General features: G+C 45.8%; 17 protein-coding genes. 10 read left to right on the top strand and 7 right to left on the bottom strand.

The annotated features are described in order from the left end of the window. Position 1: 1 nt before the first annotated feature. Positions 2-583: an electron transport complex subunit RsxA gene (rsxA, locus tag FIU82_RS09940; protein WP_022946147.1), complete on the bottom strand. Its 582-nt coding sequence runs from the start codon at positions 581-583 to the stop codon at positions 2-4. 121 nt (positions 584-704) lie between these two features. Further along, entirely contained in the window at positions 705-1733 is a 1029-nt protein-coding gene (locus FIU82_RS09935) for a LacI family DNA-binding transcriptional regulator (protein ID WP_022946148.1), read from the bottom strand. 487 nt (positions 1734-2220) lie between these two features. On the opposite strand from FIU82_RS09935, the gene pgi reads away from it, so the two are divergent. The 5 genes from pgi to FIU82_RS09910 all read left to right on the top strand — a co-directional run bounded on the left by pgi (position 2221) and on the right by FIU82_RS09910 (position 11479). Then, the gene (pgi, locus tag FIU82_RS09930; RefSeq protein ID WP_026111282.1) at positions 2221-3861 is read left to right on the top strand and encodes a glucose-6-phosphate isomerase; all 1641 of its coding nucleotides are present in this window, start codon (positions 2221-2223) and stop codon (positions 3859-3861) included. Between the two features lie 439 nt (positions 3862-4300). Continuing rightward, the gene (gene zwf / locus FIU82_RS09925; protein WP_022946149.1) at positions 4301-5773 is read left to right on the top strand and encodes a glucose-6-phosphate dehydrogenase; all 1473 of its coding nucleotides are present in this window, start codon (positions 4301-4303) and stop codon (positions 5771-5773) included. Next, positions 5773-6483 (top strand): 6-phosphogluconolactonase, encoded by a 711-nt coding sequence (gene pgl / locus FIU82_RS09920; RefSeq protein WP_152440986.1) that lies wholly within the window; start codon positions 5773-5775, stop codon positions 6481-6483. The genes zwf and pgl overlap by 1 nt, the downstream gene beginning before the upstream one ends. 759 nt (positions 6484-7242) lie before the next feature. Further along, positions 7243-9891 carry a TonB-dependent receptor gene (locus FIU82_RS09915; RefSeq protein ID WP_022946151.1) on the top strand — a complete coding sequence of 883 codons (2649 nt, stop codon included), beginning with the start codon at positions 7243-7245 and terminating at the stop codon, positions 9889-9891. 67 nt (positions 9892-9958) lie between these two features. Further along, positions 9959-11479 carry a tryptophan halogenase family protein gene (locus FIU82_RS09910; RefSeq protein ID WP_152440985.1) on the top strand — a complete coding sequence of 507 codons (1521 nt, stop codon included), beginning with the start codon at positions 9959-9961 and terminating at the stop codon, positions 11477-11479. On the opposite strand, the gene FIU82_RS09905 is transcribed toward FIU82_RS09910, so the two are convergent. After that, complete coding sequence (locus FIU82_RS09905) at positions 11476-13023, bottom strand: tryptophan halogenase family protein (protein WP_152440984.1); 1548 nt, start codon at positions 13021-13023, stop codon at positions 11476-11478. The genes FIU82_RS09910 and FIU82_RS09905 overlap by 4 nt on opposite strands. Before the next feature lie 17 nt (positions 13024-13040). Further along, entirely contained in the window at positions 13041-13736 is a 696-nt protein-coding gene (locus FIU82_RS09900) for a DUF6445 family protein (protein WP_152440983.1), read from the bottom strand. Positions 13737-13904: 168 nt separating this feature from the next. On the opposite strand from FIU82_RS09900, the gene FIU82_RS09895 reads away from it, so the two are divergent. From FIU82_RS09895 to hemH, 3 genes are all read left to right on the top strand, one after another. Then, on the top strand, positions 13905-14618 hold the full coding sequence (locus FIU82_RS09895; protein ID WP_022946155.1) for a SapC family protein: 714 nt from the start codon (positions 13905-13907) through the stop codon (positions 14616-14618). A gap of 180 nt (positions 14619-14798) precedes the next feature. After that, the gene (gene adk, locus FIU82_RS09890; protein WP_022946156.1) at positions 14799-15443 is read left to right on the top strand and encodes an adenylate kinase; all 645 of its coding nucleotides are present in this window, start codon (positions 14799-14801) and stop codon (positions 15441-15443) included. Between the two features lie 100 nt (positions 15444-15543). After that, positions 15544-16548, top strand: coding sequence for a ferrochelatase (gene hemH / locus FIU82_RS09885; RefSeq protein WP_022946157.1), 1005 nt, complete (start codon positions 15544-15546; stop codon positions 16546-16548). A 52-nt stretch (positions 16549-16600) separates the two neighbouring features. Here the strand turns inward: hemH and tpx are convergent, their stop codons facing one another. Beyond that, a complete protein-coding gene (tpx, locus tag FIU82_RS09880; protein ID WP_152440982.1) occupies positions 16601-17188 on the bottom strand; it encodes a thiol peroxidase in 588 nt (195 codons plus the stop codon). Between the two features lie 213 nt (positions 17189-17401). Between tpx and FIU82_RS09875 the strand changes: the two genes are divergently transcribed. Continuing rightward, positions 17402-18406: a response regulator gene (locus FIU82_RS09875; protein WP_152440981.1), complete on the top strand. Its 1005-nt coding sequence runs from the start codon at positions 17402-17404 to the stop codon at positions 18404-18406. 3 nt (positions 18407-18409) lie between these two features. After that, the gene (locus FIU82_RS09870) at positions 18410-19375 is read left to right on the top strand and encodes a diguanylate cyclase (RefSeq protein ID WP_022946160.1); all 966 of its coding nucleotides are present in this window, start codon (positions 18410-18412) and stop codon (positions 19373-19375) included. Here the strand turns inward: FIU82_RS09870 and FIU82_RS09865 are convergent, their stop codons facing one another. Then, positions 19376-20884, bottom strand: coding sequence for a SpoVR family protein (locus tag FIU82_RS09865; RefSeq protein WP_045980311.1), 1509 nt, complete (start codon positions 20882-20884; stop codon positions 19376-19378). It lies immediately after the preceding gene. A 15-nt stretch (positions 20885-20899) separates the two neighbouring features. Further along, a complete protein-coding gene (locus tag FIU82_RS09860) occupies positions 20900-22186 on the bottom strand; it encodes a YeaH/YhbH family protein (protein ID WP_022946162.1) in 1287 nt (428 codons plus the stop codon). Positions 22187-22193 lie beyond the last annotated feature (7 nt).

Here is a 22193-nt window from a genome sequence, read left to right as displayed (position 1 = left end):
ATTAAAACGTTACCAATCCGCTGAAGCCCATAAAGGCCATCGACATAAGTCCCGCCGTTACCATAGCGATTGCTGCACCTTTGAATGGCACGGGTACATCGGCACCGGCCAAACGCTCACGCATGGCGGCGAATAAAACCAGTACCAGAGAAAAACCAACGGCAGCACCGAAGCCATATACGGCAGATTCAACAAAACTATGCTGCTCTTTGATATTTAACAGGGCAACGCCGAGTACGGCGCAGTTAGTGGTAATTAACGGCAAAAAGATACCTAACAAGCGATAGAGCGTCGGCGAAGTCTTCTGCACCACCATTTCGGTAAACTGCACCACCACGGCGATCACCAAGATGAAACTCATAGTACGCAAAAAGGTGAGCTCTAAGGGCAGCAAAATATATTGATTAACCAGGTAGCTGGTGACGGAGGCCAGCGTCAATACAAAGGTGGTGGCCATAGACATGCCCACGGCGGTGTCCAGCTTACTTGATACGCCCATAAAGGGGCATAGTCCAAGAAACTGTACGAGCACGAAATTGTTTACCAACACGGTACTGACGAGCAGTAAGAGATATTCCGTCATAGCTACCCAAAAAACTGAAAAGAACCCGCGTATTATCCTTATTTCTCGGTCATTTCACAACAGTTGTAAGGGCTTATACGAACAATACAGCGGTGACGAGCACCGCTTTTATGGCGTTTACCTAGCTCAATGGGCCTGAGCTGTCGCGCATCACTAATGAGGGGGTGAAAGTGCGGATAATTTCTTTATCTTGATTACGGGCTCCCCGAGTCTTACTAAAAAGCAAGCGTGCGGCGTGCTGAGAGATAACATCGTTATCCTGATGCGCGGTGGTCAGCTTTGGCCAAGTTTGTTTGGAGAAGGGCGAGTCTTCAAACCCCGTGATCGATAACTCATCGGGAATAGCCATATCCATAAGCCGCGCTGCAAAGAGTGCGCCTGCTGCAATTTCATCGTTACCACCCATCACCGCACTGATATCCAAACGGTTCCCTTCTTTAAGCAGTGCTTTAGCACCATTGACGCCAGATTCAAATGAGTAATCGCCGCGATAAATTAGCTCTTCACGCACCTTGATACTATGATCTTGCAAGGCTTGCTCATAACCAGCGAGTCGTTCGGTGGTTGATTTGTGTCCTTGATCACCACAAATGAAAGCGATGTTACGGTGTCCTAAACTTATTAAGTGAGACGTAATTTCGTATGCAGCAGCGTAGTCATTTACATATATACACGGGCTAGTCTGTTCGCTATCACCACGGCCAGAGAGAATGCGCACATAATGCATACCCATCTCATCGAGCATATCAATCAATGCTTGCTGTTCTGAAAGGGGTGGGGTTAACACTAGGCCTGCGATACGCGAGCGCTTGATCATGGTTTTTAGTTCTTCTTGCATAGTGCTATCGGCATAACTGCAAGGGTGAATGACCAACTCATAACCCTCCTTTCGACAGTGAGACAATACCCCGTTTTGCATATCAATTACATAATAGGCGTTGGGGTTATCATACACTAGGCCAATGGCATAAGAGGATGTTCCTGCAAGGTTGCGGGCAGCTAGGTTAGGTTGGTAGTTTAATTCGTTTACAGCGGCCATAACGATATCGTGCGTTTTCTTGCGCACGGACGGCTCGTTATTTATTACTCGCGAAACCGTTTTCATTGATACACCAGCTAGTTTCGCGACATCATTTATCGTTACTTTCATGTTCTTTTCTTATTATGTCTGTGTTGGCACACAGGTGTTGTCATTAAGAGTAGCAGACACAGAGGTCACTATCGCGGTGGACCTGTTTTGCTTAAGCGTGCTCTATTATTTCCTTGCCGATGAAATCGCTTTGGCGTTGCTGTAGAGCATTTACATCGCTTAAAACGCATACATAGCCATGCTTCTCCATGAGTGTATCTAAAGTTAAATGCAAATAGCAGAGAAAATTTTAAATTTTCCTCATGATACCGGTGTCAAAGACGAAATTATGCGCTATGATCCCTCCACTAAAATCGCAAATTAGCAGATTGACAGCGTTGTCATTTTAACTTAGTGTTAACGCCATTAGGTTGAATTTCGTATATTTGCAGGTAAAAAAGTATCTTCGCTGACAATTCACTTTTTCACAGCGAGCCTTTCGTATTTTTACCTAGCGCTAATGATAGTAACAATAGCCCCATAAGCAAGGACTTAAAGGAAGTATAAAATGGTAGCAAGTCGTTCACAACTAGCGAGCTGGCAGAGCCTAGAAAAGCGCGCTCAGGAATTACAAAACACCCATTTGAAAACGCTTTTTGCAAACGATGATGCGCGTTTCAACACTTTCTCCGTTCAGGCTCCTGGCATTTTATTCGATTATTCTAAGCAGCTAATTAACCAGCCGGTGAAGGACGATTTACTTCGTTTGGCTGAGGACTGTGAATTAGCGCAGTGGCGCGACAAGATGTTCGCGGGTGAAAAAATTAACTTTACCGAACAGCGCGCCGTTTTGCATAGCGCGCTGCGCAACCGTGACCAATCGGCGATTATCGTTGATGGTGAAAATGTGAGCGAGCAAGTCGAGACTGAATTGGAGAAAATGCGCGCTTTTGTTGCCAAAGTGCGCTCAGGTGAATGGCTCGGATTTAGCGGCAAGGCTATTCGCCATGTTGTGAGTATAGGCGTGGGTGGCTCAAACCTGGGTCCACAAATGGCCACTGAGGCTCTCGCAAGCTTTGCCGATGACACCCTAGACGTACATTATGTTTCCAACGCCGATGGTGTACAAATTGCGAAAGTACTGGATGCGGTTGACCCTGAAACCACACTGTTCGTTATTTCCTCAAAGACTTTTACCACCTCTGAAACCATGACCAACGCCCAAACAGCGGTGCAATGGTTACAAGATGCTACGAGCGAAGCGGGTGCAATTGCTAAGCACTTCGTTGCTGTGAGCACCAATTTAGAGAAAACCTCTGCATTTGGCATTGCGCCTGAGAATGTATTTACCATGTGGGATTGGGTTGGTGGTCGCTTTTCAATGTGGAGCGCAATTGGTTTACCTATCGCTTTATATTTAGGTTTCGATGCCTTTATCGAGTTACTTGAAGGGGCATTTGAAATTGACCAACACTTTAAAAACCAGCCAATGGCGAACAACATCCCAGTGCTGATGGGGCTATTAAGTGTCTGGAATACCACTTTCTTAGACCATAAGGCGCAAGCTATTTTACCCTATGACCAAGCATTGCATATGCTCCCCGCCTATTTACAGCAGGGGGAAATGGAAAGTAACGGTAAGTCAGTTAATTTTTCCGGTTCTCGCGTTAATTACACCACAGTCCCGCTTATTTGGGGCATGACTGGAATAAATGGTCAGCACGCGTTTTATCAATATTTACACCAAGGCACCACCATCGTTCCGGCAGATTTTATCGGCTCGATTAAGCCGCAAGTGGAAGTGGGTGAGCATCATCGTGTATTGATGTCGAACTTTTTTGCGCAGACCGAAGCCATGATGAATGGTGTCAGCGCTGAGCAAATCCGCGATGAGCTTACTGCAAAAGGGGTCAGCTCCGAGGAAATTGACCAATTGGTTGCTCACAAAGTACATCAAGGCAATCGTCCTACTTCTTCGATACTGTTAGACACCGTGGATGCGAGAGGACTTGGCCGCCTCATTGCGTTGTATGAACACAAAATTTTTGTCCAAGGTATCATCCTTGAAATTTGCTCTTTTGATCAGTGGGGTGTGGAATTAGGCAAAGGATTGGCTAAAAGCATTGAAGCTGAGCTGAGCGATGGCCAAGTCGGCGATCACGATAGTTCGACAGCCGGATTAATGAATTATTATCAAAGTAAACGATAAACTGAATTTGCTGCCTAGGCAGCACAGCCGAGTAGCGCTGGAGGGCTTAGAGGGGCAGTGTGGTTTTACTGACCCTCTAAGACTCTATTTCCTTTACGGACCAGCACAAAAGAATACCTTTGAACGGGTAGCGCTGGAGTCTTTAGGGCCTGTATGTTTGTGAGAGGACGTATGGTTACCCTAAGACTCATTTATTTTAAAGCTCCGATAACACGAAAACTGTGTCGGAGCTTTGCCATTTTCATTTAGGTGGATTTGGCCGCTGACTTCGTATTCATCGATGTCAGTGTGAAAACTGTCACAGGATAGAGCCGCGAAAGGTTATACTGTCCTCATAATAACAAGTATTATTGGCTCGATAGATAGCCGATGAGAGCAGCCCCTAGGGTGTGAATCTGCATCCACACGAAATGGGCACCAAACAGGTAGAGAGTAAATCATGCTAAATCCTTTTGATATTATCATTTTTGGCGGCGGTGGCGATTTGGCCTTGCGCAAATTGCTTCCGGCGATGTATCGCGCTTATCAGGAAGGGAACCTACCACAAGGGACACGCATCCTCCCCACTGTTCGTGGCGCAGATAAACGTGACGAATATATTGATACCGCTCACAAAGCAATGAAAGAGTACTTGGCCAAAGGTGAGTACAATGCCAAAGATTGGAAGGCGTTCGCAGAGTTCTTAGTGCCAGTCGTTGTCAATGTGACCGAGGCGGACAGTCATTGGGATGAGCTAAAAACGATTTTAGATGAGCACGAAGCAGATAAATCACGTGTATTCTACTTATCATTGCCGCCAGCAGTGTATGGCACCTGCTGTGAAATTCTCTCTGCTAAAGAGTTGATTACTGATACCTCGCGTGTGGTGGTTGAAAAGCCCATCGGCTACTGTGGTAAGTCGGCAGAAGAGATTAACGCGAAAATTGCACAATTCTTCAGTGAAGAGCAGATTTTCCGTATTGACCACTATTTAGGCAAAGAGACGGTTCAAAACCTGATGGCGTTGCGCTTCTCTAACTCTTTGTTTGAGAATTTATGGGATGCCAAGTCGATTGATAATATTCAAATTAGCATCTCGGAAACGGTGGGCCTTGAAAGCCGTGCGGGCTTCTATGATAAAGCCGGCGCGCTGCGTGATATGGTGCAGAACCACTTGTTACAATTACTTTGCTTGGTGGCGATGGAGTCGCCGCATAAGCTCAATGCGAACTCCATTCGCACTGAAAAATTAAAAGTGCTTGAGGCGCTAAGGCCGTTGGTGGGTGAGCAAGTCGATGAAAATATCGTACGTGGCCAATATGTACCAGGCGATCTCGATGGTAAACTCGTACCGGGGTATTTAGAAGAACTGGGTGAAGGCTCAAGCGCGACAGAAACCTTTGTCGCTATCAAAGCGCATATCGATAACTGGCGTTGGGCTGGCGTGCCATTTTATTTGCGCACAGGCAAGCGTATGCATAAGCGTTGTGCGGAGATTGTTGTTGAATACAAGCCGGTCTCGCACAATGTGTATGAGCAAGATGTTGGTCCTATCCAGCCTAATCGCCTGGTGATCCGCCTGCAACCAGAGGAAAGCATCCAACTTACGCTGATGTCTAAGCGTTTAGACAATCTAGAAATGCAACTAGAGCCTGTTACGTTAAATATCGAGCTTTCAGAAACCTACTCAAAGGGTTTCCATTCAGATGCCTATAAGCGCTTAATGTTGGATGCGGCAGCCAATAACCCAGCGCTATTTATTCATCGTGATGAAGTGCGTCAAGCATGGAAATGGATTGATCCTATTATCGAACGTTGGCAGGAAAAAGGGATCCCGTCCCTATACCGAGCTGGCTCATGGGGCCCAGATGATGCAGATGAGCTTCTAGCAACAAATAACCACCGTTGGTTTAATACCGGGGAGGGCGCGTAATGGCGAATATTACAGAACACTTCTTTGATTCCAAAGAGCAGATGACCGCCAGTTTAGCCGAGTCACTAGAGCAGCGCTTAACCCAAGGTTTAGCTGATAATAGCCGTGCAGCGCTGATGGTATCTGGCGGCTCATCGCCGGCTCCCGCCTATAAGTACCTATCAAACCTTGATATTGATTGGCACAAAGTGGATGTTGCTATGGTTGATGAGCGCTGGGTTGATGCCAGCCATGAGAAAAGTAACGAGACTTTCATCAACGATACCTTGCTACAAAATAAGGCTGCGCGCGCTAACTTTATCACCATGAAAAACGCAGCCCCGACTGCTGAGCAAGGCGTTGAAGCATGTGAGCAGCACTATCAGCAAGTGCACCGCCCTTATGATGTAACCATTTTGGGCATGGGGCCGGATGGCCATACTGCGTCTCTTTTCCCGCACGCGCAGGGTTTAGAAACTGGGCTTCAAGCCGAGCAACTGGTATGTGCTATTAATGCGATTGAAAGTGAGGTGACAGGAGCGATTACCGAACGAATGACATTAACGGTGCATGCTATTGCCCAATCAAAGGTCGTGAAGTTACTTATCAGTGGTGAGCAGAAGCTTGCAACTTATAAAGCGGCTAAGCAGCAAGGAGATGTTGCAGAGATGCCACTGCGAGCAATATTGCAGCATCCCGATATTGAGCTCGAGGTGTATTGGGCTCCTTAACCGTATGACTATCAATAATGAATAACAAAAGCGCGGCAATAGCCGCGCTTTTGTTTTTTAGGGATGTAAGCTAAATGGCTGACAGTTTAGCTTTTGGTATCCTGCTAGAAGGCGCAAATCAAAGGCTGCAAAATCGTGCCCCCAAGTTTTTGTAAGCAAATATAGATTTAATTGCAGTGGGCACTAGACGGCAGCAGAATATTTGCATAGAATAACAATGACAGCGCTGTCATTGTTATTGATAATTAATTGTGACCCTTGAAAAGATACAAACGCTTCTGCCCGATGCTCTGTATTAAAGCGCCGCTCAACTATTATCTTTTGTATAAAAATAGTGCTATGAGAATAGTTGTTGTTAAAGTTATCCAAATGGGAGTAGAACAGGGGATACTTTAAGCATTTTAAAATTATTCTTACTTTTACAGGTACTTAGTCGCTCACTTAGCGGTAAGTAGAATCAAAACTGCCCTCTTATTTACCTTAATCAGAAACCAAGTTGCCAATTAGGCTTTACTTTTGTTGTCACATTTGTGTTATATTCATCTCGATTTCACACTAGCAGAGCTAAATTCACCTCTATTAAATGTTCACTAAATCATAGAGTTAAAGATTAACTCGCGGTTTTTTTAAACAAAAAAGCCAAAAAGATGTAGCGAAATTGTAATTTAGGGTGTATGGTTTGTTAGTAGATGACAGCGTTGTCATCATCACTGGGCAGAAGTGATAAAAAAATCAACAAAATGATTCAAGGGGAATCCTGTGTTAGCTAAAAATTTTAAAAAAAGCTTATTAGCAGTGAATATCGGCCTTGCTATGGGTGCTGGTTTTTCCGGCGCAGCAGTAGCGGCTGATGCACAAACTCAAGCAAAAGAAGATGTTGAAGTAATTGAAGTGCGCGGTATCCGCCGCTCATTAGAAGCGTCAATGAATACCAAACGCTTTGCTAATGCCGTGGTAGACGCGGTGTCAGCAGAGGACATTGGTGAATTTCCTGATAATAACCTTGCCGAGGCTCTAGGTCGTGTGCCTGGTGTTACTGTTTCTCGTCAGTTTGGTGAAGGTTCAGCCGTCTCTATCCGTGGTGCGTCAAACTCGCTGACATTAACCACGCTAAATGGTCAGAATGTGGCCTCTACAGGCTGGTATTCACAACAAGCCATTGACCGTACCTTCAACTACTCTATGCTTCCACCAGAAATGATCGCTGATATGGAAGTATACAAGTCATCGCAAGCTGACCTGTTAGAAGGTGGTGTTGGCGGTACTGTAATCGTAAATACCCGCAAGCCTCTAGATTTAGAGCCAATGACTATTTTTGGCAGCGTTAAAGGTTCGGGTTCTAGTCAGTCAGATGAAATCGATCCAACCGTTTCTGGGTTAGTCAGTTGGAAAAACGAAGCTGAGAATTTTGGTGCATTAATTTCTGTTGCACAATCGGACTATACACTGGAACGTCGCGGTGATGAGGCGTTACCTATTTGGGGTGGTCGTATTGCGCCAACTGCTTTTGTGCAAGAGCGTGAGCGCACAGCCTATGATATCCAGCTTCAATACGCACCAACTGATGCACTTGAGTTCGGCGTACACTATATGAACCTTGAGTTGGGTGCTGATGGCGTAAATAACCAAGTATGGATCCCACAAGATACGTCTAACTGCGAAGCGCTGAATGCCGATGGTGTGCCAGAGCGTTGTACTTCATCGCAACAGTGGTTTGATGACACAGGTTTAGGTGCAAACAGCTATTGGGACGTGCGTCCACGTAACGCAACAATGGAAACTGAACTGATTGCCGCAGACATGAAGTTCTTAGGCGATGGCTTCACGGTTGAAGTTCAAGTGGGCACATCAGAAGCCACGGGTGGTACCAATTTTGAAACCAACGTTGCTTATATTTCGGGCCTAGGCGGCTCGGTAGGCACACTTGATGGCACGGGCACGAATTGGATTTTTGATACCGAAGACCAATCTTATCCATTGCCTGCGGCTGGCGAGTACGTTGGCTGGGAAGGTTTACAGCCGGGCGCGATTGTTAATGAGCCGCGTACGGATGAAGAAACGTATGCACAGGTAGATGTAGAGTTCGAAACAGACTTTGAATACATCACGTCAATTAAAACCGGTTTACGTTGGTCCGATCACGATGTTGTTCGTGACAAAAACCGTCCCAACTTGAACTTTGATGGTGCTGCAGAGGCTGAAATCGTTGATGCTGACCGCTTCACCGATGGCCGAATTGATGCTGGCATGAGCGATATCTCTATCCCTAATGGTGATGGCGCTGAGATGATTGCTTATACTCAAGAGTTCATCGAAAGCTGGGCTCGTGAACGCTCAGGGTATGCATCACTAAACGAAGAAACGGTTGCTGCCTATGTAATGGCTAATTACTCAGGTGAAAATTTCCGTGGTAACTTCGGTTTACGTTACGTGTCAACTGAAGCAACCTCGCAAGCCTATGCTTTAGCACCTGGTTTTGTCGACCCAACGCATGCATTTAATAATGGTTATTCGACAGCTTTAACAACTGAAGAGCATGACTATTCAGAGGTTTTACCTAGCTTTAACTTGGCTTATGACCTTTCTCAAGACATGATCTTACGTGTATCTGCTGCGACCGTTATTTCTCGTCCAAACTACAATGACATGTTCAGTAACGCTGCATTAGCAGGTTATGACGACAACGACGATAACAACCAGTCGGTCACCAAAGGGACTCCGTCACTGAGCCCATTTAAAGCGAACCAAGCTGATGTTGGTGTTGAGTATTACTACGCACCGTCTAGCTTAATTGCAGGTAGCTTCTTTTGGAAAGACGTTGACACCTTTACCACAAATACAGAACAACCAGGTCAAAGTATTGGTATCGTTGACCCAGGAACAAACACCGACAACTGGCGTGTAGAAACGTACACAGACGGTGACGGTGGCACCATTTATGGTGCAGAGTTCCAGTTGCAGCATACGTTTGATAACGGTTTCGGGGCTGTTGTAAACTACACTTACTCTGATTCAGATGCCAATGCAGAGAACTTCGTAGATGGCAACTCTGTATTCTCTGATGCATCAGAGCACACAGTGAATACAGTCGCGTTTTATGAGACCGACGCACTATCATTACGTGCGGCCTATACTTGGCGTTCAGAGTACATGATTCGTGAAACGGGTTTCTATGGTAGTCGTCTACATGAAGACTTTGGAACATTGGACTTAAGTGCGAGTTACGATATCAACGAAAACTTCACTATTATCGCCGATGTTACAAACCTTCTAGAGGAAGACAGCATCCAGGTTGGTAACCACCAAAACTGGACTGACACTGATAACCCACGCTTCAGTCGTGGATACCCAGCGTATAATTATCAGGGTGAGTCGCGTTACTCTGTTGGTTTACAATTCCGCTTCTAAAGCGATATTGTTGATAAAACCCGAGCTCATGCTCGGGTTTTTTGTTTAGGCAAGTGGCAGTTTGAAAATGAAAAAATTGAGAAAAGTCGTTATTGTCGGTGGTGGTACATCTGGCTGGTTGGCTGCAAATCACATTGGCAAGAGACTATTAGGCAGCGATATTGAGGTGTGCTTAATTGAGTCACCTAATATTCCAACCATTGGCGTCGGTGAGGGCACTGTGCCGATGATGGTCAGTACCTTACAAAGTTTTGGTATTTCCGAGCAAACCTTTATTACCCAGTGCGATGCGACGTTTAAACAATCAATAAAGTTCATAAACTGGCTTGATAAACACCACCATGGTGAACACAACTATTATCATCATTTGTTCGAATACCCCTTTCCAAATAATCAAGATGTCACGCAAACTTGGCTCAGTGACACAACAACCGCCTCATTCGCCGAAACCGTTTCGTTTCAACACATGCTCTGTGAGCACGGTGTCGGCCCTAAGGCGATAACTCAAGCGCAATACACTGGCCACGCCAGTTATGCCTATCACCTTAATGCGCTCAAGTTTGCCCAACTATTAAAGGACAATGCCACATCTCGGTTCAACGTGAAGTTATTGAAAACCAACGTTACAGCGGTAAAGTGCAATGATGAAGGCTACATCAGTGAGCTGCAAACTGACGATAGTGGCCAAGTCAGCGGCGATTTTTTTGTTGATTGCAGTGGCTTTTCGAGCATTTTGCATCGACAAGCCTTGGGCGTTAAATCAGTGGATGTAAGTGATCAGCTGCCGATTGATAAAGCCATTACGGCCCAAGTCCCGACCTCTGCAGATGATGCGATCCCTCCTTACACGCTGGCCACAGCACATCAGGCAGGGTGGATATGGGACATTGCCCTGACCACACGACGTGGGACCGGCTTTGTGTATGCCAGTGACTACTTAACAAAAGAGCAGGCATATACCAAATTTGAACGTTATTTAGGTCAGCCGTTATCTGGCTTAAAAGTACGGGAAATTGACATGAAAGCGGGGTTCGCTGAGCGGGCTTGGCATAAGAACTGTGTGGCTTTAGGGCTTGCTCAAGGCTTTGTTGAGCCTTTAGAGGCTACCTCCATTCTGCTGACTGACTTTAGTGCAAAGCTGTTGGCCGAGAATTTGCCAGTGCAGCATCATGCGCTAGCGTTAGCCGCTAAGAAGTATAACGAAATTGTCGATTATGCATGGCGCCGAGTCGTCGACTTTATCCAATTGCACTATTATCTTTCAGATCGTCAAGACTCTGCGTTCTGGCGGGCAATGAAGTCAACTGACAGCATGTCTGTGGTGCTCAAAGAACGTCTTGCGTTGTGGCAATACCAAGTCCCTAAAAAGTCTGACTTTAACTCTAAATATGAGGTGTTTGAGCTAGAGAACTACTTGTACATTCTTTATGGTATGCATTTTAAGCCATGCGCTCATTTAGTTGCCAAGCCTGAGCATAAAGAGTTGATTGCTATGCTAACAAGCTATGGTGAGCAGCTGCTAAAGCAGCTGCCTAAGCACCGAGCCTTGCTTAACAATATAGCCCAACATGGGCTGCAGAAAATTTAGCTTTTACACGACGCACCAAACGCTTCGAGCAATGCTCTGTTTGACAAGAGCTTGCTTGCGGCACTGCGTTTTTGTGCGGCGATTGAGGCAAATGCCTTATCGATGATCTCCTCGTTGATTGGCGCTTTTTCAACGTAGTCAGGTAAAAACTCTAATCCATAGAGAATGTATTGCCAACTAGCGAGAGTAAACAGGTCGTATTTGTAGGGTAAGTCGCCATCGGTGATACCATAATGCTGCCAAGCCTTGAGCTTTTCCTGTAGTGAGGCAGGAATGGTCTCGGGGTTTTTCTGCTCTCGCCAAAAAGGGGTATCATCGCGCTTGGTGAGACAATAATGCAGCTTAATGAAATCGATAATGTTGTCCCAACGGGATGTGAAAATACGATTGTATTGTTTTTCTCTCTCGAGCATTGCTTCTCGAGTTGCAGGGAAACGGGCGGCAAGAGAGCGCACTCCCGCCTCAACCATGGCTATAGCGGTTGCTTCCAAAGGCTCGACAAAGCCACTGGAAAAACCGATAGCACAGCAGTTTTTGGCCCACGATTTTTCTCGATAGCCGGTTTTGAAGCTGATATGACGATAGCGCTTCTCACTATCATGGGCAATACCATGATAATCGCACAAGGTTTTCTCAGCCTGCTCTTTGGAGCAGTAGTGTGAATTGTAAACATAACCGGTGCCTCGGCGATTTTGTAAGGCAATATCCCAAATCCATCCGGCGTCTTGCGCCGTGGACACCGTATGGGTCGTGATAGGGGTCTCGGCATCGGCATATTCCACAGGTAACACAACGGCGGTATCGACTGTGAGGTAGTGGCTCTTATCAACAAAAGGCACCCTTAAAGCTTTTGCTAACAGCAAAGAGGAGAAGCCCGTACAGTCGACAAAAAAATCAGCGTCATGCTGGCGTTGCTGCTTATCAACTAAGTGCGCGATGAAACCTTGCTCATCAAGCTCTACTTGCTCAATATCTGCAACAATATGCTCAACTTGTAACTTGTTCATTGCATGCTTTTTGAGTAATTGACCCAGCTTTGCGGCATCGAGGTGGTATGCATACTTGGCAAGCCAAGCATATTCTCCCGTCTCGGGTGTCTTAGGTGCGAGGTTTTCGTCGCACAGGAATGACTGCACCGACGTCGCGTGGGCAAAATCTTGTTGCATCGTGCCTTGATGTTTTCGGCTCACCCAATATGCGCTCAAATCAAGGCCTTTTGGTTTGGCGGGGGGATCAAAAGGGTGGTAATAGGCATGAGGTTTGTCGTTTGGGTTATACAGCCAATTTTTAAAAAGAGCACCTTGCTTAAAGCTGGCGTCACACTCAGCGATAAACTCTTTTTCAGAAAGGCCAATCTCATACAAGGTATTGACGATAGTAGGGAAGGTGCCTTCGCCAACGCCAATTGTGGGGATAGTGTCTGACTCAATAATACTGACTTTAATATCTCGTCCGGTTCGCTTAAAACTACTGGCTAAGTAGGCTGCGCTAAGCCAGCCAGAAGTGCCACCGCCAACGACAATAACACGTGATAAATCTTTCATTCTTATTCCTTTATTTTTTATTCTAAGTAGAAAAAGGAAGCGACACTCAGGCGACCATTATCTATATCATCCTGCTGATTATGTTGTCCCTTTAAATCAGCGCTGTGCAATATATTGCCCTGATAAATAATGATTCTATTGAATTTCGCCGGCACACTCAGTACTCGCTCGAAAAGGTCAGAGTCGCCCTGAATATAACCATCAAAACTATGTGCATGATGCTGAATTGATTTAAGCATGTTTTTGACAGCGTTGTCATCACTAAACTGCGCCATCCCCGTTGGCCGGTAGGAGTAAAAGGAGGTGCCGCCATGTTGCTCAGAGCATAAATAGTGCACGGTTGCATAGTCTTTATTATCTAAGCTATCGATATGGGGGGCTTTTTGAAAGAGCGAAAGTTGAGACTCTTTCACCGTGGTCAGAGATAACTCGTTTCTGTAAATATCTACTTTACCGTCAAGTTGCAACACTCCTCTGTCGCGCAGACTATTGAGTAATTCTGATAGCGCGCGTTTATAGGGTAAAGGCATTTTGTCGCGTTTACCTGGATAAAAAGAGCGGTCCGTTCCCGGAGGGTTAAAGTATGCGGTGGTTTTGGCATAGTGAATGACTTGTTCAGGGTTAGCTAAGAAGTCATCAACGACGACCACGCTTTCATTGGTTGCAGGAATTGCAATGACGTTCGCTTGGTAATCTAAATTCAGTGTATACATTGGTTTTAGCTTGTAACGGGTTAGACAGCATTATGTTAGCCAAAATCAATTAGAGTCAAATGCGATGTTCCATTGCCACAAAATTTTCACTTCCTTTTTCCTAGTAAAACCGCTAGCCTTAGTGCCACTAGATAAGTAACAAATACGTAAAATTAATGGAGCAGTAATATGGCGGAGCAACAAGTGCAGCCTTTGCATAACGAAAAACATGCCAACACAAAAATCAAAAATGGCATTAACCTAGAATTTTTGAAAACTCAGCACCTCGTTCCTGTAGTTGCTCACGAGTTTGGTCGTGTTGCTAACGAATTTCCGATGGCATTCGTTAAAAATAATGAAACTGGTAAATTCCAAGCAGTAGCGATTTTTGGACTTGAACCAGGTGAAAACCTATTTGTAGATGGCGATCAGTGGGTAGCAGGTTTTGCCCCATTAGCTGTGACTCGCTATCCGCTAGGTCTTGTTAAGCACCCAGAAGAAGAGCAGTACGGTGTAGTTATCGATGAAGCTAGCCCGTTGGTAGGCGAGGAAGACGGTAATGCACTGTTTGAAAATGGCGAAGAAACTGAATACCTGAAGCGTCGTAAAGATGCACTTGTGTCGTTCATTGAATTCTCAGGTGTGACTGAAACCTTCACTCAGTATCTTGCAGATAAAGAGCTATTGGTACCACAAACGCTGACTGTGGATATCAAAGGCGAAAAGAAAGATATCTCAGGTATCTATCTAATTGATGAGAAAAAGTTAAATGAGCTAAGCGACGAAGCTTTCCTAGAGCTTCGCAAGCGCGGTTACTTAGCGCCTATTTATTCGTTCCTAACGTCTACTCACCAAGTGGGCCGTCTGGCGCGTTTAAAAGCTCAGCGTGATGCTGACGCATAAATCGCATAAAGCGTGAAAAAGCCCAGCAATTGCTGGGCTTTTTTGTACCTGCTTGTTCAGTTATTACACGAATATGAAAATTGGACCAAAGTTTTATCTCTTTACCCTTGAGTAACGTCGGCCCATGTGAAAAAATTTGAGTTTATTTTGTAACCCCAACTCAGACACGAGGAATCAATTATGCGCATCATCCTATTAGGCGCACCCGGTGCAGGTAAAGGCACGCAAGCTCAGTTTTTAATGGACAAATACAACATTCCGCAAATCTCTACCGGCGATATGTTGCGCGCAGCTATTAAAGAGGGCACACCGCTTGGCTTAGAAGCGAAAAAGGTGATGGATGCCGGACAACTTGTGTCTGACGAGATTATTATTGGTCTTGTAAAAGAGCGTGTCGCCAAGGCTGATTGTGAAAACGGTTTCTTGCTCGATGGTTTCCCACGTACCATCCCTCAAGCCGATGCAATGAAAGAAAATGGCATCGATGTCGATCACGTGATTGAGTTCGATGTGGCTGATGAAGTCATTGTTGAGCGTATGGGCGGACGTCGTGTTCACCCAGGTTCTGGTCGTGTTTACCATGTGGTTTACAATCCACCTAAAGTGGATGGCAAAGATGATGTGACCGGTGAAGATTTGATCATCCGTGACGATGATACTGAAGAGACAGTACGCAAACGTCTTGCTATATATCACGAGCAAACTAAGCCGTTAGTTGATTATTATCAAAAAGAAGCGGCTGCTGGCAACACTCAGTACCATAAACTCGATGGTACCCAAGCTGTTGAAGCAGTCAGCCAGCAGTTAGCCGAACTGCTAGGCTAACCCCGCACTAAAAAAACCGCCTGAAGGCGGTTTTTTTTGATCTTAGCGATTGTTTTCAAAGTATAATCACTTTTAATTTAGCGTTTAGGACTTCATTGCTATGTCACTTGCTTTATCGCAAAGCGCCAGCCGTTACGGGGTGCTGTTAGTTAATCTTGGTACCCCTGATGCGCCCACGTCAAAAGCCGTTCGTGTTTATTTGCGCGAGTTTTTATCCGACACTCGCGTCGTAGAGATACCGCCAGCTGTGTGGTTTTTTATTCTCAACGGCATCATTCTTCCTATTCGCTCGCCCAAGGTGGCTAAAGCATACGCATCAATATGGCAGGAGCAAGGCTCGCCGCTGCGCGCAATTACCGAGCAACAAAGCATCGCCTTACGGCAGCACTTAGAACAAGGGACGGGAGAGGCCATTCACGTCGACTATGCCATGACCTATGGCAACCCCAGCATCGCTAGCCGTATTAAAGATATGCAGGCGCGTGGCATCGACAAGATAGCGGTGTTGCCACTGTATCCGCAGTACTCTGCGACAACCACGGCTGCGGTATTCGACAAGCTGATGGCGCATCTAAAAACCGTGCGTAACTTACCGGAAATTCGTTTCCTTAAGCACTACTACGAGAAGCCTAGCTATATTAATGCATTGGCGCAATCTATTGCTGATTACCGCGCTCAGCATGGCGAGGCGGATAAACTGATTTTCTCTTTTCATGGCATTCCTAAGCGCTGTGTTAAAAAAGGCGATCCTTACTTTGAGCATTGCCAGGCTACAGCGCAAAATACAGCAGCCAAGTTGGGGCTCAGTGATGAGCAATGGATGATGACCTTCCAATCGCGTTTTGGTGCTGAAGAGTGGTTAAAACCCTATACCGATGAAACTTTGGAAGCGTTGCCAGAGCAAGGGGTGAAAACAGTGCAGGTGGTTTGCCCGGCTTTTGCTGCAGACTGCTTAGAAACCTTGGAAGAGATTTCCGTGGAAAACGCCGAAGTGTTCAAAGAGGCGGGAGGCGAGAGCCTAGACTACATTCCCGCGCTTAATGATAGCGAGGCTCATATCGCCTTACTGGCTGAGCTAGCCCAGCAGCAATTGCAGAATTGGTAATACGAAAGGCGCCACGTAAGGCGCCTTTTTACTATCACCAATAAAACCGAGTCTATAAGCTATTCAGTGCTCTGATCGCATGATCGTAATTAGGCTCTTTGGATAGGTCGCTAACGAGTTGTTTGTAGATGACTTTGTGGTCTTTACCCAACACCAATACGGCACGGCTAAGCAAGCCCATATCTTTGATAAGTAAACCATACTGCTCACCGAAATCTCGCCATACTGCATCTGAGAGAGTCTCTAGCTTGTCAATTCCCTCTGCGGCGCAATAACGTTTTTGCGCAAAAGGTAAATCAGTGCTGACAGTTAACATAGCGACTTGAGGGAATTCGCTGGCCACTTTCTCATTAAAGTGCTTTGTTTGAATACTGCACACGCCAGTGTCTAAGCTCGGAACTACACTCAATAGAACCGCTTTGCCTTGGTAGTCATTTAAGCTGCGTGGTTCAAATTGGGCATTCACGGTACGAAAATCCGGTGCGGCATCACCCACTTTGACTCCTTTTCCTAACAGGGTGACAGGCTTTCCTTGGGCTGTGACTTTACCAGCATCAATGGTATTGATAGTCTCGCTTTGCTGAGCTAGCGCCACAGTGCTGCAGGTCAACAGGGTGCACAGTGCTAATTTCTTAAACATAACGCTCTCTTTTCTATTTTCTGCAAAATCCTATGAACTATTATATCTATACGCCAGTACAAAAGGATATAGCGGCGGTGGATATTTAAATTGTGTTTATTGTTATCTTTTATTAACATTAATACAGGCTAGTTTGCGATCTACAACAATAACAACGCATTCCGATACGACTAACCACCATTCAACGATCATGCGAGTGAGGTACTGCCTGTCATGAAAACACCAGTGTTAATTTGTGATGACTCCACAGTTGCTCGCAGGCAGTTAGCCCGATCCCTACCCGAAGATTGGGAAATAAAACTGGAATACGCCGTCAACGGCGAAGACTGCCTAGATAAATTGCAGTCGTTCTCACCGGAAATCTTGTTTCTAGACCTCAACATGCCAGGCATGGATGGTTATCAAGTCTTGCAGGCCATCAAAGAGCGTAATATTCAGGTGCTCGTTGTGGTGGTCTCTGGTGATATCCAACCGACAGCGCACGAGCGTGTCCTTGCGCTTGGTGCGATTGATTTCATTGCCAAACCGTGCGATGCCAACAAATTAGAGCAAATTATTGATCAGCACGGCATAAAAGATAAGGCGGCACGCCAACGTTTAGCCTTGCAGCTCGGGGAACAGCTTGACCCGGATATTCGTGACATTTATCAAGAGATCACCAATGTGGCGATGGGGCAAGCGGGTGACTTGCTCGCGCGGCTACTTAATGTATTCGTAAAGCTGCCTATTCCTAATGTAAACGTACTTGAAGTGAATGAGCTGGCAATGGCACTTCGCTCAATCGACCAAAATGCGGCAACCTCAGGCATCTGTCAGGGCTTTATTGGTGGGGGGACCTCGGGCGAGGCGTTGTTATTGCTTAATGACTCCAGCTTTAAAGAAATTGCTTCACTGATGAATTATGAGGGGGAGATCACCGATGCGGTCGAGCTCGAACTATTAATGGATGTCAGCAATATTTTAGTGGGCTCGGTACTTACCGGCTTAGCGAAGCAGCTTGATGTGGGTTTTTCCCAAGGCCACCCAGTGGTGCTCGGTCAGCATCGTGAAGTTGAAGAATTGGTCTCGGCCAACCGCTCGCGTTGGCAACGTACATTGGCGATAGAAATCAGCTATGGAATTGAGGACCACGATATAAATTGCGACCTCATGTTGTTGTTCACAGAAGATTCCCTGAAAACTCTCAAATACAAAGTCGAATACCTATTGGAAGATTAATTTATGCCTGCAGCTGATTTTAATATGCACGAAATACACTGGCTCATGGATATGTTTAATACCGTGGATGTGGGCCTTGTGGTATTGGACCGCAAATACCGGGTGTGCATATGGAATGGCTTTATGGAGAATCACTCTGGGCTACTGCCTAGTGCGGTGAAAGACAAAGACTTATTCGACTTGTTCCCCAGCATTGATGAGAAGTGGTTTCGAACCAAAACCGAGTCAGTGTTTGTACTGAAAAACCGCTCATTCACTATTTGGGAGCAAAAGCCCTATATTTTTCGCTTTAAGAACTACCGCCCGATCACTGGTAAAGCGAATCATATGTACCAAAATGCGACTTTCATCCCGTTAACCAGTACCACCGGAGATGTGACTCACGTATGCATCATCATTTATGATGTAACCGACGAGGCTGTGAATAAAATCGAATTGGAAGAAGCCAATCGTATGCTCGAGCAAATCAGTCGCACTGACGGGTTAACGCAATTACCTAATCGCAGCTTTTGGGAAGAAAGTCTGCAAAAAGAGTTTAAGCGTGTGAGTCGCTCACAAGGGCATGATAGCTTGTTAATGCTAGATATCGATCACTTCAAAAATATTAACGACAGTCATGGCCATGCGGCAGGAGATGAGGCGTTAAGACACATAGCCAACATTATAAGCAACACCTTGCGCGAAAGTGACATGGCTGGGCGTTATGGCGGTGAAGAGTTTGCTATTACTTTATATGATACAGATGCAGAAGGCGCCAAAGTATTTGCCGAGCGCTTGCGGGCACAGGTTGAAAGTTCGCAAGTGGTTGTTGACGAGGAAGTCATTAAAATGACAATCAGTGTAGGGATCGCTCAGTACGACAGCGCTTTTGAGCAACATGAGCAGTGGGTCGCCGCAGCAGATAAAGCGCTGTACAAGTCGAAACAAGAAGGGCGAAACCGCATTTCTATCGCTAACAACGGCGCTTAATTAAGCGTCGCTGTTTTGCGCTGCAGGGCACTGACTAAGCAGTTGGGTACTGCCATCTTGCTGCTCTTGCTCTAACCTCACGGCAAACCCCCATAACCGGTATAGGTGCTTCATCACCTCATCGCTGGAGTCCGCTAAAGGAATCGATTGATGTGGTACATAGCGTAAAGTTAAAGAACGATCCCCTCTAATATCAACATCATAGATCTGAATATTAGGCTCATGGTTACTGAGGTTGTACTGCGCTGATAGGGTTTCCCTAATTGCTTGGTAACCCGCTTCATCGTGAATAGCTCCGACTTCCAAGTGAGGTTGTTGAGCATCATCAACGATGGAGAACAGTTTGAACTCCCGCATCATACGAGGAGAAAGGAATTGACTGATGAAGCTCTCATCTTTGAAGTTTTGCATGGCAAAGTGCAGGGTCTCCAGCCAGTCACTGCCAGCATACTCCGGAAACCATTGTTTATCCTCATCCGTTGGGTTTTCGCAGATTCGGCGAATATCCGTCATCATATTAAACCCTAAGGCATAAGGGTTAATCCCCGAGTAGTAGTTACTGTTGTAGGGAGGTTGATACACCACATTAGTGTGGCTTTGCAGTACTTCGAGCATAAAGCCGTCGGTGACCTTTCCTTCATCATACAGGTGATTAAGTATGGTGTAATGCCAAAAAGTAGCCCAGCCTTCATTCATTACTTGGGTCTGTTTTTGTGGATAAAAGTACTGCGAGATTTTGCGTACAATACGCACAATTTCTCGTTGCCACGGCTCCAGTAAAGGCGCATTTTTTTCGATGAAATAAAGAATATTTTCTTGTGGCTCACGCGGAAAACGCTCGCGCTTTTGTTTGCTGTGTGACTCAGCCTCTGGAATTGTGCGCCATAACTCATTAACCTGAGACTGTAAGTAGTCTGCTCGCTCTTTCTGTCGTCTCTTTTCTTCGAACAATGAGATTTGCTGTGGCCTTTTATAGCGATCCACACCGTAATTCATTAGCGCATGGCAGGAGTCGAGAATATTCTCCACTTCATCAATACCGTATTTTTGCTCGCATTCGGCAATGTAGTTTTTGGCAAAGAGTAAATAGTCAATAATGGAACCGGCATCCGTCCAGGTTTTAAACAGATAGTTACCCTTAAAAAATGAGTTGTGGCCATAGCAGGCGTGAGCCATGACTAGGGCCTGCATCGGCATGGTGTTTTCTTCCATCAGGTATGCGATACAAGGGTTGGAGTTAATCACAATCTCATAGGCCAGTCCCATTTGTCCGCGCTTATAGTTTTGCTCAGTTTGGATAAATTTCTTACCGTACGACCAATGGTTGTAGCCAATAGGCATACCGACACTGGAGTACGCATCCATCATTTGCTCAGCGGTGATCACTTCAATTTGGTTCGGGTAAGTATCAAGCTTATAGTGTTGTGCAACGCGTTTTATTTCGTCGCGGTATTGCTCAAGCAAATCAAAAGTCCAATCTGGACCATCACTTAATGGCTTTCGAGTCATAATCGCCCCTCATTACTAGGCGCTACGCGCCGTTTTGTTGGCGTTTTTCTTAAATAGCTCTCGGAAAATAGGATAAATATCATCAACAGCACGAATGTGCTCTATGGCAAAGTTGCCGAATTGAGCCGCGAGTTGCTCATACTCTCGCCACAAGCTTTGGTGTGCACGATTGGTGATTTCGACATAGGCATAGTATCGCACCATGGGTAAGATTTTATTGCTCAACAAATCGGCGCATTGCGGTGAATCATCTGCCCAGTTGTCGCCATCGGACGCCTGCGCTGCGTAGATATTCCATTCACTGGATGCGTATCGCTCACTCACTATTTGATGCATCAGTTTTAATGCGCTGGAGACAATGGTGCCGCCAGTCTCTTGCGAGTAAAAAAACTCTTGTTCGTCGACCTCCTTGGCTTGAGTATGATGGCGGATATACACCACCTCAATGTTTTCATAGCTGCGGGTAAGAAATAGGTAGAGAAGAATATAAAAGCGCTTCGCCATGTCTTTGGTGGCTTGATCCATCGAACCAGAGACATCCATAAGGCAAAACATAACGGCCTTAGAAGTGGGGTGCGGACGCTTTTCGTAGTTGCGAAAGCGTAAGTCGTAATTATCAATAAAAGGCACCGCAGATATTTTTCGCTCAAGCACTTCTATCTGCTCAAGGAGCGCGTTAATTTTGGTTTGCTCTGGTACGGGGGCATGCTCAAGTTCAACCAATTGCGCTTTTAGTTCAGCGAGCTCGCGTCGCTTTGCTGCGGTCATCGCCACTCTTCGGGCAAGCGAGCCTTGTAAAGAACGAACAATATCAATATTGCTTGGCATGCCATCGCTGCAAAAGCCAGCGCGGTGCGTTTTCATTTGTACCAGCTTATCGACACTGGTTTCTTGTAAGTTCGGTAGTTCTAAATCTTCAAATAATAAGTCTAGATACTCATCCTTTGAAATTGAGAATACAAACTCATCTTGCCCTTCACCTTGATCGCTGGCTTCGCCCTCACCAGCGCCGCCGCCTTGACCCTGCGGCGGGCGTTTTATTTTATCGCCTTTATTAAATTGGTCGTTGCCCGGGTGCACCTGCTCACGATGCCCCCCGCGACCTTGATGAAAAAAAGGCTCCTTGATGTCTTTGGCGGGGATAGAAATGCTTTCCCCGCTAGAGACATCAGTAACACTGCGTTTATTTATAGCGTCTGAAACGGCTTCTTTAATTTGCTTTTTATAGCGGCGAATAAAGCGCTGTCTGTTTAACGTGCTTTTATTCTTGCCGTTCAGGCGCCTATCGATAAAGTGCGCCATAAAACCT

The sequence above is a fragment of the Pseudoalteromonas sp. THAF3 genome (assembly GCF_009363775.1).
GTDB lineage: Bacteria > Pseudomonadota > Gammaproteobacteria > Enterobacterales > Alteromonadaceae > Pseudoalteromonas > Pseudoalteromonas ruthenica.
Note: the sequence above shows the minus strand (reverse complement) of the source record. Positions and strands in the feature narration are given on the sequence as shown.

Excerpts from the sequence above, each read along its gene's own strand:
- rsxA (WP_022946147.1), bottom strand. The coding sequence starts at position 583 with ATGACGGAATATCTCTTACTGCTCGTCAGTACCGTGTTGGTAAACAAT.
- FIU82_RS09935 (WP_022946148.1), bottom strand. The coding sequence starts at position 1,733 with ATGAAAGTAACGATAAATGATGTCGCGAAACTAGCTGGTGTATCAATG.
- pgi (WP_026111282.1), top strand. The coding sequence starts at position 2,221 with ATGGTAGCAAGTCGTTCACAACTAGCGAGCTGGCAGAGCCTAGAAAAG.
- zwf (WP_022946149.1), top strand. The coding sequence starts at position 4,301 with ATGCTAAATCCTTTTGATATTATCATTTTTGGCGGCGGTGGCGATTTG.
- pgl (WP_152440986.1), top strand. The coding sequence starts at position 5,773 with ATGGCGAATATTACAGAACACTTCTTTGATTCCAAAGAGCAGATGACC.
- FIU82_RS09910 (WP_152440985.1), top strand. The coding sequence starts at position 9,959 with ATGAAAAAATTGAGAAAAGTCGTTATTGTCGGTGGTGGTACATCTGGC.
- FIU82_RS09905 (WP_152440984.1), bottom strand. The coding sequence starts at position 13,023 with ATGAAAGATTTATCACGTGTTATTGTCGTTGGCGGTGGCACTTCTGGC.
- FIU82_RS09900 (WP_152440983.1), bottom strand. The coding sequence starts at position 13,736 with ATGTATACACTGAATTTAGATTACCAAGCGAACGTCATTGCAATTCCT.
- FIU82_RS09895 (WP_022946155.1), top strand. The coding sequence starts at position 13,905 with ATGGCGGAGCAACAAGTGCAGCCTTTGCATAACGAAAAACATGCCAAC.
- adk (WP_022946156.1), top strand. The coding sequence starts at position 14,799 with ATGCGCATCATCCTATTAGGCGCACCCGGTGCAGGTAAAGGCACGCAA.
- hemH (WP_022946157.1), top strand. The coding sequence starts at position 15,544 with ATGTCACTTGCTTTATCGCAAAGCGCCAGCCGTTACGGGGTGCTGTTA.
- tpx (WP_152440982.1), bottom strand. The coding sequence starts at position 17,188 with ATGTTTAAGAAATTAGCACTGTGCACCCTGTTGACCTGCAGCACTGTG.
- FIU82_RS09875 (WP_152440981.1), top strand. The coding sequence starts at position 17,402 with ATGAAAACACCAGTGTTAATTTGTGATGACTCCACAGTTGCTCGCAGG.
- FIU82_RS09870 (WP_022946160.1), top strand. The coding sequence starts at position 18,410 with ATGCCTGCAGCTGATTTTAATATGCACGAAATACACTGGCTCATGGAT.
- FIU82_RS09865 (WP_045980311.1), bottom strand. The coding sequence starts at position 20,884 with ATGACTCGAAAGCCATTAAGTGATGGTCCAGATTGGACTTTTGATTTG.
- FIU82_RS09860 (WP_022946162.1), bottom strand. The coding sequence starts at position 22,186 with ATGGCGCACTTTATCGATAGGCGCCTGAACGGCAAGAATAAAAGCACG.